Source organism: Aquimarina agarivorans (assembly GCF_000218485.1).
Lineage (GTDB): Bacteria > Bacteroidota > Bacteroidia > Flavobacteriales > Flavobacteriaceae > Aquimarina > Aquimarina agarivorans.
The window spans coordinates 1-11,990 of record NZ_AFPB01000130.1 but is presented as its reverse complement, the minus strand read 5'-3'; the positions used below and the strand labels follow the sequence as shown (position 1 = coordinate 11,990).

Below are 11,990 nucleotides of genomic sequence, written 5' to 3'. Positions count from 1 at the left end.
AATCCAAATAATTAATTATTATTAAATTAATTAAAAAGAATGATTATTCGATAGCTTAGTGCTTGTGATTAGGATCAGAGTGATCGTGATTGTCTTTTGGCTTTTCAGCTTCTAGCTCAGCAAATTCAATATCAAATACAAGATTTGCATTTGGAGGAATTACACCACCAGCTCCACGCTCACCGTATCCTAAAGCCGAAGGAATAAAAATAGTTGATTTGTCACCAATTCTATCCATTGAAAGTAATCCTTCTTTAAAACCAGGAATCATTTGTGCTTTATTTGAATATGGTACTGGCATAGGTTTGTATAAACCTCTGTCCAAACGAACTTGATCAAACTTATTGTTAGCTCTTGCTACTGACTCAATGTTGGTATCAAAAATACGACCATCCTCTAAGTAGCCTACGTAATAAATCCCTACTTTTTCTTCTTGTTTTATCTTTTTACCAGTTCCTTCATTAACAGAAACAATTCCTAAACCAGATTCAGTAATTTTAGCTTGAGGTTTTAAGGCATCATTTTTGTCTTTATTTCCTTTAGCTAAAGCAATTTCTTCTTGCTCCTTCTTTAACTTTTCTGCTTCAATTTTTTCAAGTTCAGCTTTGTATACTGATGGGGCATCAAAAGCTTTAGCTAAGCTTCCTTTTCTAATAATATTAACTGAATTTAAAACAATAGTATCTTTTGGCTTGTCGCCAGGTTTAGTTTCAGTATTACCGATACTATCAATAACAGCTTGCCCTTCAACAATTTCTCCAAAAACAGTATGTCGTCCATTTAACCATGGTGTTTCTTTTAAAGTGATAAAAAACTGACTTCCGTTAGTTCCAGGGCCAGAATTTGCCATGGATAAAATTCCTTTTTTATCATGACTTAATGAATCCACTATTTCATCAGGGAATTTGTAACCAGGATTTCCTACTCCAGTTCCTAATGGATCACCACCTTGAATCATGAAATCCTTAATAATACGGTGAAAAATTAATCCATCGTAAAATCTTTTTCCTGCATAAGTACTATCTACTGCGTCTTGCTTCCCTTCAGCTAAAGCAACAAAATTTGCTACAGTCATAGGAGTATCTTCAAAATGTAGATCTGCTACAGCTGTTCCTTTGTTAGTATTAAATTCAGCATACAATCCATCTTCCAAGTCTGGGTATTTCTCATTACAGCTAGTAAAAACAGCTGCTATAAGGGCAATAAATAAATAATTTAACTTCTTCATTTTTAATTTAAATTAGTATTGATTTAATTTTAGTTGTTGTTTCGATTATTTTTCGATTTTTGAAATCGAATTTACGGTAACTTCTGTAATTATTGGTGTATTAGCTTCAATTTTTTTAGTATCACCATAATATCCATAAGCTAAATGCGATGGAATCAAGAAGGTGGCGCTTTCTCCACTTTGTAAAAGTTTTAAAGCTTCCCTAAGTCCATAAAATAATTCTTCCTTATCCATCCTATAATTACGATTTCCTAATTCCTTTTTGGAATAAATAAGACTGCCGTTTATTCGTTTTAGATTAAAATCAAAATTTACGATATCTCCAAATTGAGGTTTTATATTAGGAATACTGTCTTTTTTTGAATAGTAATACCAAAAGCCATTACCTGAATTCAGATAGGTATGTAACGTATCTTTTTCAATAATGGTATTTATAGCAGTTTCTTCTCTTGCCTTTATTTTTTTATTTAAAATAACAGACTCAGAAAGATAGGAACCAGATTTTACCGAAACCGGCTTACGCGTTACAGGTTTACTACAACTAAATAGGCAAAAAATAGTAATAAGTGAAAGAAATAGATACTTCATGAATTTAATAACTCCTTTTTATACACAGGTAATATACTCATAAATTTATCAATCGTTTCATTTAGTGGTAAATCGCTTTTTCCTCCAGCGGCATTGTCATGACCACCACCTTCAAAATGATTGCGGGCAAATTGATTTACAGAAAATGATCCTTTTGATCGGAATGACATTTTGATAATGCCTTCATTTTCATTTTCTATAAAAATTACGGCAAATAAAATATTATCAATTGATAGTCCAATATTTACAAAACCTTCGGTATCTCCTTTTTTAAAGTTATGATCGTTTAATTCCTTCTGCGAAAGTGAAATGTAAGCAGTACGGTATTCAGGAAATAAACGTAAGTTTTTTAAGGCCACTCCTTTTAATTGTAGTTTACTTAGGGTGTTAGTGTCGTAAATACCTTCGTGTATTTGAGTGTTTTCCGCACCAGCATCAATTAAATTAGCAATAACACGATGTGTTGTACTAGTTGTGGAGCGGTACCTGAATGATCCAGTATCGGTCATAATTCCAGTGTATAAACAGGTGGCAATATCTTTATTTATTAATGCTATGTCTTGCATTTGATCAATAAAATGGTACACCATTTCGCAAGTTGAACACATGGCTGGATCACTATACATGTATTTTGCGTAATCATCGGGTTGTTGGTGATGATCTATCATAACAAAGGAAGCTTTTTTGTTAGCTTCCAAAAGCTCTTGTAAATCGCCACAACGCCCTAAGTGATTAAAATCTAAAGTGAAAATTAAATCAGCTTCGGCGATTAATTTTTTAGCAGTTTGACCATTGTTTTCGTAAACAAGAACGTCATTGTTACAAGGCAGCCATTTTAAAAAGCTTGGATAATCATTTGGAGTAATTACGGTGCTTTTCTTTTGTTTTAACATTAAATATGAATACAACGCTAATGTTGATCCCATGGCATCGCCATCAGGATTTTTGTGCGGAATTATAATAATATTTTGGGACGAGGCCAGTTCAGCTTTAAGTCCTTTGATGTTTTTCATTTTCATAACAAAAGCGAATATAGTTGTAATACAAACCGGAATCAAGAAAAAAGAGATAGTTTATTAACTAAATTTTAATATGCCCGAAGTACTGAAAATAAAGCAAAAAAGCTGCTTTTTATTGACAATTGTGTAATTTGTTTTTTATGAATGGATTGTGTTTAAAATTTATTTTTTAAACAAGCTAAATAATTAATTTTTTTAGTGACTAACTTTTTTTGAGTGCAACATCAATTTAGTTACATTTGTTAAAACACCTTATTTATGGCAACAAACAGAACACTTACAATGATTAAACCCAATGCAGTTAAAAATGGTCACACTGGGGCTATTTTAGAAAAAATAACAGCTTCGGGCTTTAGAATTGTTGCATTAAAAATGACTCAACTGACATCCAGCGATGCCAAAAAGTTTTATGATGTTCATGTTGATAAGCCTTTTTATAAGGATTTATGTGATTTTATGATTAGTGGACCTATAGTAGCCGCTATTTTAGAAAAAGAAAATGCCGTTGAGGATTTTAGAACTTTAATAGGAAGTACTGATCCTGAAGAGGCAGCAGAAGGTACATTGCGTAAAATTTTTGCAGAATCGAAATCAAAAAACGCCGTTCATGGTAGCGATAGTGATGATAATGCCCGTATTGAGGCAGGATTTCATTTTTCGCGCCGAGAGCAATTTTAACTATTCGAAATTATAGTTTGTTTCTATATCAACTTTAAGGTTGAATGTTTTTTTAATGCATCATTTATTTTAAGAGATCATTTGAAACCGCTGATTAGTTAGCGGAGTACTAGCTTCTGGATAATTTCTCGACCAAAGGCTTCGTTAATATTTAGGATAATTTTTGATGCTCCGTAGCTAAGTTGTTCTCGTAAAACGGATGAACTTAACTGTACAAACAGGGTGTTATTCTGAAGTTTTATTTGGGTAGTGTAATTAACAATACCAAGCCCCATAACATTTTGCCAAACATTTTCCATTTCCACCTGATCAATGCCTCCTTGAAGTTTGTTTGCTACTACAAAGTTTTTAAGTACATCGCTAATGGATTGATTTTCGTTATGTCTTCTGCTATTTTTCTTCATTGATTTTTATAGGAGTAAATTTTCTGTAATAAAACTGGGTACCTTCGTTATTTTCAATACAAAGTTGATTTTCGGTGGCTTTAATAAGTATATCTTTCCACGTATTTGATGCGTTTTTGTAAGTTATAACATATTTTTCTCCTTTACGGGAAACGGTGTAATTTATTTGCTGTTTAGATCCTTCATAGGTTCCTGTAAAATTTGGCTTTAATTTCGCTCTAAAACCAACGCTGTCTTTGGTAGCAAAATAATCAACCATCGGATTAAAGTTGTATTTTTTTTCGCTTCCGCAAGAAGTTATTGCGCGGTCGATTTCCCAATACCCATTTAAATAGGTTAAATCCACACTATTTTTAGTATTACAGCTGAATAATGTAAACAATGCTAAAAGAAAGGATATAACTTGTAACTTCATGATAATTTAAAAACTTTATAAGATTGTGATATTTTTTTTACTATAGCCTCGGTACGATCCGCATGGGTATCACTAACAAATAATTGCCCAAAATGATTATCATCAACTAACTTCATTAATTGTTCCACTCGGTTTTCGTCCAATTTGTCAAAAATATCATCTAATAGTAGGATAGGAGTATCGTTACTTTGTTGCAAAATAAAGTCAAACTGAGCCAATTTCAAAGCAATTAAAAATGATTTTTGCTGCCCCTGACTCCCAAATTTTTTAATATTAAAATTTTCGTCAATGGTAAAGTCCAAATCATCTTTATGTATGCCAACACTTGTGTGCTGTAGTATACGATCTTTGGGTAAGTTTTGCTTTAGTAAATCAATAATAGTTGTGTCGTGTACTTTAGATTGATAGGTTAAACCGACCTGTTCGCTATTTACGGCAATATGCTGATGACGTTCAATAAAAATTGGCATAAAACGCTCAATAAATGTGTTGCGCTTTTGATGTATTGCAGTACCTAATTGATGTAATTGTTCATTGTAAATACTCAAATTTGTATTGTCAAACGTGTGGTTTGCGGCAAAGTATTTTAATAAGGCGTTACGTTGTGTTAATGTTTTGTTGTAATTGAGTAGTACGGTAAGGTATTCTGCATCAGTTTGTGCCAGTACACCATCCATAAACTTTCTTCGGGTAGCACTACCTTCAACAATTAAATCATTATCAGCGGGCGAAATGATGACTAATGGTAAAAAGCCAATATGGTCACTTAATTTATCGTAGTTTTTGCCGTTGCGCTTAATAACTTTTTTTTGTCCTTTTTTTACGCTGATCACCACTTTTTCCTCTCTGCTATCCCTATCATATAAGCCTTCAATCATAAAAAAATCAGAAGTATGCCTGATATTTTGAGAAGTTATAGGGTTAAAATAGCTTTTGCCAAAGGATAAGTGATATATGGCATCTAAAATATTAGTTTTGCCTACGCCGTTTTTACCGACAAAGCAGTTAATTTTAGGGTCAAACGCTAAATGTTTTGACTCAATATTTTTATAATTTACTAACGAAAGGGCTTTTAAATTCATTCAAATTTTATGGCTAGATGCAAAAGTAAATCATCTGTAAGAATTACATTTCTAAAAATAGGATTTAATTCTCTTTTAAAATTGAATAAAAATCATATTTTTGCTCATCTGATAAAAATAATATAAATGGCCACATATAAAAAGAGAGGGTATAAACCTAAAGCAGTAAAAGAGACTGTTGAAAATGAAGTAGAAGATAACATTGCTTCAGAAGATATAGAATCAACAACAGCAGAGGTATTTAATACACTTGACGAAACGGCAAACAAAACTGAAGAGTGGGTTGCAGCAAATCAAAAATATATTTTTGGAGTTGTTGGTGCTTTGGCATTAGTTGCATTAGCGTACATTGGTTACGATCGTTTTGTAAAGCAACCGAAAGAAATTGAAGCAGCTAATGAAATTTTTCAGGCTCAAAAATACTTTAATCAAGCACAAGAGGCGAGTAGCACACAAAAGGATTCCTTGTATAATTTGGCACTAAATGGTGGCGAAGGCAAATTGGGATTAATTGACGTTGTTGACCAATACGGAGGTACAAAAACAGCAAACATTGCAAATTATTACGCTGGTATTTCTTATTTAAAAATTAAGGACTACAAGCAAGCTATTGATTACTTGGATAATTTTAAAAGTGAAGACTACATTTTACAAGCCATAGCTTACGGAGCTTTAGGAGACTCGTTTGCACAACTTGAAAAAGAAGGTGTGAGTAGCGAAGCAATTTCATATTACAACAAAGCTGCTAATTTGAATAAGAACAGTTTTACTACGCCTATGTTTTTATTAAAAGCTGCAAAAATGGCTATTGCTAGTGGCGATACCAATACAGCAATTAAAAATTTAGAAACTATTTCATCTGAGTATCCTAAAAGTAACGAAAATTCTGAAGTAGAAATTTTATTGGCAAAAGCAAAAGCTATGTAACTTATGGCAACAGCAAACAAAAATTTATCACAGTACGATAAAGCAACTATCCCAAATGCGAAAAATTTTCGGTTTGGGATAGTTGTTTCTGAGTGGAATGATACGGTAACTAATGGATTGTTTCAAGGAGCTTTTGATGCGTTAATTGACTGTGGTGTACTTAAAGAAAATATAGTACGTTGGAATGTGCCAGGAAGTTTTGAGCTGATTTACGGAAGCAAAAAAATGTTGGAAACCTATGACATGCTTGATGCAGTTATTTCTATAGGTTGTGTAATACAAGGAGAAACAAAACACTTTGATTTTGTATGCGAAGGGGTAACCCAAGGCATAAAAGATTTAAATGTGCAGCAAGATATTCCTGTTATTTTTTGTGTGCTTACGGATAACAACCAACAACAGTCATTAGATCGATCAGGAGGTAAGCATGGCAATAAAGGTACTGAAGCTGCTATTGCCGCTATAAAAATGGCACAATTGCGCAAAGATGCTAATTTTTATAAAGGATAGGTTTTTAAAAGGTATTTGACGCGTTCAGAAGCATTTTTTTAAAATAAAAATTTGATAGGAAGTAATTTAAGTTACTTCCTTTTTTTATATCTATTTGGATATGTTTCATTTATACATGCTTATTGACCTTTTTTTACGGTAAAAAATAAATCAATTATAAGTTAGAACTAAGCTTGAATCAAGGTTTCATTTATACATCAATGTAGGTATTTAATAAATTTAACTTGATATTATGATATTGAATACTATAAAAATATTAATTTTTCGCTCTCAATAGGAGTTATTTTTTGAGGTTAATACATTTTTTGTATTATTTTTTTGTGGTATGTATAAGAAATTAAAAATATAATTATTGAATTTACATGCCTAGTTGAATTTTATAAAATTAATGTAAAAATCGAAAATTGTAAGTCCTATAATTTTATTGATGGTAGTTCGCCAGTGATTATACTATTTATTTTGACTGCTTAAATTTTAAAACAATAAGTACAAAATAGCTGTCAGAACTATAACGATAAAGTAACAATGTCTAATAAAAAAAATAATTATGAAAATTTACAAGTTAATTGCGTTAAGTTTACTATCACTTACTTTTGCATGTTCATCTGACGACGAATCCCCTGCAGAGGAAATGCCAAATAAGGCACCAGTTTCTGAGAATCCTACACCTGAACCAATAGTTATAGATTTTAACCCTAAGCCTGCAAGCGGAACTCCTTTAAAAGCATTCAAGCTGTCTGATCTTGACCCCAGTTTACCTTCATTCGTGTCTTTAGATAATACCACTCCTGACAATACAAAGTGGGAAAAGGTTGAAGAAATGTCTGATGAATTTGATGAGTGGGATCCGGTAAAATGGCGAAATTCTTTTTGGAATTACGGCGGGACTCCTGTTTCCATGAGAGCTGAAAATTCATTTGTTGAGGATGGCAAATTAAATATCAAAGCAACCCTTGATCCTGACCCAAATACGGACATGTGGTTTAGAACGGCCAGAGTACATTCGCAAACACAAATTAAATATCCTATGTATACCGAGTGTAGTATGAAAACTGCTAAAATTGCAGCTTTTAATACATTTTGGATGAATAATGGTGATATTGACAACCGTGACGAAATCGATATCGTAGAAAATAATGCAAATCCTACCGCTGATTGTAGGGATCAAACAAATAAACCTGCAGATTTCCCATGGACTCCTTGGTTATTCCCTACGCAAATGAATTCGCAATATTTTATAGCTAAAGGGGGTAGAGCAAATACAGAGAACAGACATGGCAATTATGATACTCGTTTTTTATCTGATGCAAACCCAAATAAAGGTAAAACTTGGGATGAAGATTATCATATAGTTGGTGCATGGTGGATTGATGAGCGAAATGTTCAATTTTACCTCAATGGTGAACCTGCGGGAAAAGTAACAACGCAACAAGATATGACCTTGGAATTAGAACTAATATTTGATTTATGGACCGCAGAGCAATGTAATATAGGTGGATTGCCAGAAAGAGAGGCATTGAATGATGATGCAATTAACACTATGCGTGTTGATTGGGTGCGTACCTGGAAATTAAAAGAGGATAAATAATCTAAGAAAATCAAATAATTAATTAAAACTCTAGTTTATTTTGACTATTTTACTTTAAAGTAAAAATTACAAATACTGCACATTAGCAGTCAAATATTTAAATAAAAGCCTATTTGTACAAGCCATTTAAACTATAGTTTTAATTTATAATCAATAATAATTACCTAATATTTTATGAGAATTGGTATCAAAAAATCCAAAAAAAGTAATCAACTTAATAATACAATTTTTGCAAATCTTTGTTGCTCCATGGCAATAATAATGTTTTTCAGCCTTAATGATATTTCGGCTCAAAATAGTAAACCACCCAAATTGAAAGAAGCAACAAAATCAGAAGCAAAAGTTATAGGACTTAGGTACAATTGTGTACATGTTTTAGATTTAGAAAAAACAATGAAATTGTACCGAGAAATACTTGGGTTTAAGTTAGCAGATTCTGAAGTTTTGCATGGATCTTTAGAGGGCATGCTTATTTTAAAATTAAGAGCTAATGACTTTCAGATTAACCTTTCGGTAATGCCGCCTGAAGCATCTGGTTCAATAGGACCTATTGGAAATACAAATCACAATCATTTTATGTTGAAAGTTAATGATATTGGACCTATTGGTGATAAGTTAAAAAAGGAAGGGTACGAATTGGAAAATAATAATTACGTTCAAGATAAGTATACTTTTTTTGTAGGACCTAATGATGAAATTATTGGATTATCTTCTTGGTAATTTTTTATAAAATTAGTCTTCACAATCATAAGTTATTATTTAAACTATATTTAATAAAAAGCATTTAACTATTATGGTTAGATGCTTTTTCTTTACATGAATTTCAAATTTGAGTATTTTAAACTAAAAATTATACCGTTTTTCGAGATTAACTCCCTATTTAAAAGCAGTCTTTTTTACTGAATATTTCAAGGCAATGAAGATGGCATATTACATACTCATTCTGATAAAGTAACCTCCAATTTTTGATATTTTTTATGTATGTTAATCGAATTAATAATCTATCCCAACCAGCCCTCTCTATCCAAACTACGGTACTGAATAGCTTCGGAAATATGATGATCTAAAATTTGTGAACTAGCTTCTAAATCAGCAATAGTTCGGGATACTTTTAAAATACGATCATAAGCTCTGGCAGAAAGATTCAAACTTTCCATGGCTGTTTTTAGTAATGTTTTGGCTGATTTTGGCAAGTCGCAATAGGTGCGAATTTGCTTTACGGTCATTTGTGCATTGTAGTGAATATCATCTCTTTCGGAAAAACGCTTAGTTTGAATTTGTCGCGCTGTAATAACTCGTTGTCTAATAGTTTTGCTGGGTTCTCCTTTGCGTTCGTCGCTTAATTTGTCAAAAGGAACTGGTGTTACTTCAATATGAATATCAATTCGATCTAGTAATGGACCAGAAATTTTACTTAAATAGCGTTGCATTTCTGCAGGAGATGATGTTACGGGAGCATCGGGATCATTAAAGTACCCTCCAGGGCTTGGATTCATACTGGCCACAAGCATAAAACTTGAAGGGTAGGTTATCGTAAATTTTGCTCTGGAAATGGTGACTTCCCTATCTTCCAAAGGTTGTCGCATTACTTCCAATACTGTACGTTTAAATTCAGGAAGTTCATCTAAAAATAATACTCCATTGTGAGCCAATGATATTTCTCCTGGTTGCGGGTAACTTCCGCCTCCTACGAGTGCTACGTCCGAAATTGTATGGTGTGGGCTACGAAAAGGGCGTAAGGAAAGCAAACCAGTTTCATCTTTAAGTCTCCCCGAAACACTGTGTATTTTAGTCGTTTCCAAAGCTTCGTGTAGTGTCATTGGAGGTAAAATACTGGGCAATCTTTTAGCTAGCATAGTTTTCCCCGAGCCAGGCGGACCTACAAGAATAATATTATGCCCACCAGCAGCAGCAATTTCCATACACCGTTTAATACTTTCTTGTCCTTTTACATCGGCAAAATCAAAATCGGTATTATCGTTAGCTATTTCAAACTCCTTTCTGGTATCAATAATGGTAGGCTCAAGTGGAATTTCTTTATCAAAAAAATCAATAACCTCGCTAATGTGCTCTACACCGTAAACTGCTAAATTATCTACAATTCCAGCTTCTTTGGCATTTTGTTTTGGCAGGATAAAGCCTTTAAAACCTTCTTCTCTTGCTTTTATGGCAATGGGCAATACCCCACGTATGGGTTGTAAACTACCATCAAGCGAAAGTTCGCCCATAATAATGTAATCACTAATATTTGGCGCTTTAATTTGGTCACTTGCCGTTAAAATCCCAATTGCCAAGGACAAGTCATAGGCAGCACCTTCTTTTCGTAAATCGGCAGGAGCCATATTTACTGTAATTTTTTTGCCTGGAAATTTGTAACCGACATTTTTTAAAGCCGCAGCAATACGATAGCTACTTTCCCTAATGGCGTTATCAGGTAAACCAACAAGGTGATATCCCACACCCTTGTCAATATTTACCTCCACGGTAATTGTAGTTGCGGAAACACCAAAAACAGCACTTCCAAATACTTTGATAAGCATAGTCGAAATTTTGAATATAGTTAAATTTACAGCTAAATAACTGAAAATTAAATGTTTTATTTTCCATTGTAGTCATTTAAATTGGTTTTCAAAAAACTAGAATAGATCTAAATGTAAGCTATATTTTTTAGTTACTACTGTTTAAAGCGAATGATAAAAAGCAAAACTAATTATTTGTTCATTTTGCATTGCCCACTAACATAATACTATAGTTAATAAAAACTGCAAAGTACTTATTAACAATAGTTATTGGTAATTAAAATTTCATAAATAGCTGAAATATAGTTTATTGATTTTTTATTTGTAGGAAATGGGTTATAAACAAGATTTTGTTGTTAGTTGAAGTTCTTTATCTCAAATTAATAGCGCCAAATTTATAGATAATAAATTTGGTAACTTGATCGCACTAACCAATCTAAAAACTTTTATGGATTCATTTAAATTACACGCGTTTTCAAGGGCAAAACTCTGCGTATTATTTTTATTCACAGTATTTATATCTTCTGTAACCTATGCACAAAAAAAGAAATCTTTTGTAAAGTTTGATAATGAGCCTGCAATGATTTTAAGCAAAAGAACCAATCAATTTGGTAATTATCAAATAGCGTATTTTTCAAAAAGGAGTGCCACTATTTATCTTGAATTAGTTGATAAATATGATAAGGTGGTAGGCAATTCTATTGTGCAATTAAAAGGAAGGAAGAAAGGGCTACAAACCCTTAATATCCGGATATTTCCTGAATGTAAATTAATTTCTAGTAAATATTATAAATATCGATTATCCATGTATGAAGCGCCCATGCACGTATGGGAAAATAAGGTAACCAATATTGAAGTTAGGGGAGTTCAGATTACTTCTAAAATTTGATGAATCTCCTTTTAATAGTAATGGTATAATTGAGTCAAAAGTTTAACGATTCAATTTTAAATTTCTCTTAGAAAACTTATTTAAAAATCGTTTTAACACCCCTTACACTTAAACTGTAAGGGGTTTTTACATGTTTAAAAGTA

General features: G+C 32.4%; 13 protein-coding genes. 6 read left to right on the top strand and 7 right to left on the bottom strand.

Going from position 1 to position 11,990, the window contains the following annotated elements:
* Positions 1 to 55: 55 nt before the first annotated feature.
* Genes GMC_RS19355 through GMC_RS0106845 form a run of 3 tightly spaced genes read right to left on the bottom strand, consistent with a single transcriptional unit; the run spans position 56 to position 2,835 of the window.
* A complete protein-coding gene (locus GMC_RS19355) occupies positions 56 to 1,228 on the bottom strand; it encodes a peptidylprolyl isomerase (RefSeq protein WP_010521440.1) in 1,173 nt (390 codons plus the stop codon).
* A gap of 45 nt (positions 1,229 to 1,273) precedes the next feature.
* Complete coding sequence (gene gldI, locus GMC_RS0106850) at positions 1,274 to 1,816, bottom strand: gliding motility-associated peptidyl-prolyl isomerase GldI (protein ID WP_010521439.1); 543 nt, start codon at positions 1,814 to 1,816, stop codon at positions 1,274 to 1,276.
* A complete protein-coding gene (locus GMC_RS0106845) occupies positions 1,813 to 2,835 on the bottom strand; it encodes a DHH family phosphoesterase (protein ID WP_029489638.1) in 1,023 nt (340 codons plus the stop codon). The genes gldI and GMC_RS0106845 overlap by 4 nt, the downstream gene beginning before the upstream one ends.
* Positions 2,836 to 3,093: 258 nt before the next feature.
* On the opposite strand from GMC_RS0106845, the gene GMC_RS0106840 reads away from it, so the two are divergent.
* Positions 3,094 to 3,513, top strand: a complete 420-nt coding sequence (locus GMC_RS0106840) for a nucleoside-diphosphate kinase (protein WP_010521437.1) — start codon at positions 3,094 to 3,096, stop codon at positions 3,511 to 3,513.
* Between the two features lie 98 nt (positions 3,514 to 3,611).
* Here the strand turns inward: GMC_RS0106840 and GMC_RS0106835 are convergent, their stop codons facing one another.
* Genes GMC_RS0106835 through recF form a run of 3 tightly spaced genes read right to left on the bottom strand, consistent with a single transcriptional unit; the run spans position 3,612 to position 5,414 of the window.
* Complete coding sequence (locus tag GMC_RS0106835) at positions 3,612 to 3,917, bottom strand: DciA family protein (protein WP_010521436.1); 306 nt, start codon at positions 3,915 to 3,917, stop codon at positions 3,612 to 3,614.
* On the bottom strand, positions 3,904 to 4,332 hold the full coding sequence (locus GMC_RS0106830; RefSeq protein WP_010521435.1) for a hypothetical protein: 429 nt from the start codon (positions 4,330 to 4,332) through the stop codon (positions 3,904 to 3,906). The genes GMC_RS0106835 and GMC_RS0106830 overlap by 14 nt, the downstream gene beginning before the upstream one ends.
* Entirely contained in the window at positions 4,329 to 5,414 is a 1,086-nt protein-coding gene (gene recF / locus GMC_RS0106825) for a DNA replication/repair protein RecF (protein ID WP_010521434.1), read from the bottom strand. Before recF ends, GMC_RS0106830 begins: the two co-directional genes overlap by 4 nt.
* Positions 5,415 to 5,540: 126 nt before the next feature.
* On the opposite strand from recF, the gene GMC_RS0106820 reads away from it, so the two are divergent.
* The 4 genes from GMC_RS0106820 (at position 5,541) to GMC_RS0106805 (ending at position 9,159) form a co-directional block, all read left to right on the top strand.
* Positions 5,541 to 6,341 (top strand): tetratricopeptide repeat protein, encoded by an 801-nt coding sequence (locus GMC_RS0106820; RefSeq protein ID WP_010521433.1) that lies wholly within the window; start codon positions 5,541 to 5,543, stop codon positions 6,339 to 6,341.
* 3 nt (positions 6,342 to 6,344) lie between these two features.
* On the top strand, positions 6,345 to 6,851 hold the full coding sequence (ribH, locus tag GMC_RS0106815) for a 6,7-dimethyl-8-ribityllumazine synthase (RefSeq protein WP_010521432.1): 507 nt from the start codon (positions 6,345 to 6,347) through the stop codon (positions 6,849 to 6,851).
* A gap of 547 nt (positions 6,852 to 7,398) precedes the next feature.
* Positions 7,399 to 8,439: a LamG domain-containing protein gene (locus GMC_RS0106810; protein WP_010521431.1), complete on the top strand. Its 1,041-nt coding sequence runs from the start codon at positions 7,399 to 7,401 to the stop codon at positions 8,437 to 8,439.
* 249 nt (positions 8,440 to 8,688) lie between these two features.
* Positions 8,689 to 9,159, top strand: coding sequence for a VOC family protein (locus GMC_RS0106805; RefSeq protein ID WP_138940585.1), 471 nt, complete (start codon positions 8,689 to 8,691; stop codon positions 9,157 to 9,159).
* Between the two features lie 281 nt (positions 9,160 to 9,440).
* Here GMC_RS0106805 and GMC_RS0106800 read toward each other — a convergent pair whose 3' ends face one another.
* Entirely contained in the window at positions 9,441 to 10,979 is a 1,539-nt protein-coding gene (locus tag GMC_RS0106800; protein ID WP_010521429.1) for a YifB family Mg chelatase-like AAA ATPase, read from the bottom strand.
* A 427-nt stretch (positions 10,980 to 11,406) separates the two neighbouring features.
* Between GMC_RS0106800 and GMC_RS0106795 the strand changes: the two genes are divergently transcribed.
* The gene (locus GMC_RS0106795) at positions 11,407 to 11,847 is read left to right on the top strand and encodes a hypothetical protein (RefSeq protein WP_010521428.1); all 441 of its coding nucleotides are present in this window, start codon (positions 11,407 to 11,409) and stop codon (positions 11,845 to 11,847) included.
* Positions 11,848 to 11,990: the final 143 nt, after the last annotated feature.

Excerpts from the sequence above, each read along its gene's own strand:
- GMC_RS19355 (WP_010521440.1), bottom strand. The coding sequence starts at position 1,228 with ATGAAGAAGTTAAATTATTTATTTATTGCCCTTATAGCAGCTGTTTTT.
- gldI (WP_010521439.1), bottom strand. The coding sequence starts at position 1,816 with ATGAAGTATCTATTTCTTTCACTTATTACTATTTTTTGCCTATTTAGT.
- GMC_RS0106845 (WP_029489638.1), bottom strand. The coding sequence starts at position 2,835 with ATGAAAATGAAAAACATCAAAGGACTTAAAGCTGAACTGGCCTCGTCC.
- GMC_RS0106840 (WP_010521437.1), top strand. The coding sequence starts at position 3,094 with ATGGCAACAAACAGAACACTTACAATGATTAAACCCAATGCAGTTAAA.
- GMC_RS0106835 (WP_010521436.1), bottom strand. The coding sequence starts at position 3,917 with ATGAAGAAAAATAGCAGAAGACATAACGAAAATCAATCCATTAGCGAT.
- GMC_RS0106830 (WP_010521435.1), bottom strand. The coding sequence starts at position 4,332 with ATGAAGTTACAAGTTATATCCTTTCTTTTAGCATTGTTTACATTATTC.
- recF (WP_010521434.1), bottom strand. The coding sequence starts at position 5,414 with ATGAATTTAAAAGCCCTTTCGTTAGTAAATTATAAAAATATTGAGTCA.
- GMC_RS0106820 (WP_010521433.1), top strand. The coding sequence starts at position 5,541 with ATGGCCACATATAAAAAGAGAGGGTATAAACCTAAAGCAGTAAAAGAG.
- ribH (WP_010521432.1), top strand. The coding sequence starts at position 6,345 with ATGGCAACAGCAAACAAAAATTTATCACAGTACGATAAAGCAACTATC.
- GMC_RS0106810 (WP_010521431.1), top strand. The coding sequence starts at position 7,399 with ATGAAAATTTACAAGTTAATTGCGTTAAGTTTACTATCACTTACTTTT.
- GMC_RS0106805 (WP_138940585.1), top strand. The coding sequence starts at position 8,689 with ATGGCAATAATAATGTTTTTCAGCCTTAATGATATTTCGGCTCAAAAT.
- GMC_RS0106800 (WP_010521429.1), bottom strand. The coding sequence starts at position 10,979 with ATGCTTATCAAAGTATTTGGAAGTGCTGTTTTTGGTGTTTCCGCAACT.
- GMC_RS0106795 (WP_010521428.1), top strand. The coding sequence starts at position 11,407 with ATGGATTCATTTAAATTACACGCGTTTTCAAGGGCAAAACTCTGCGTA.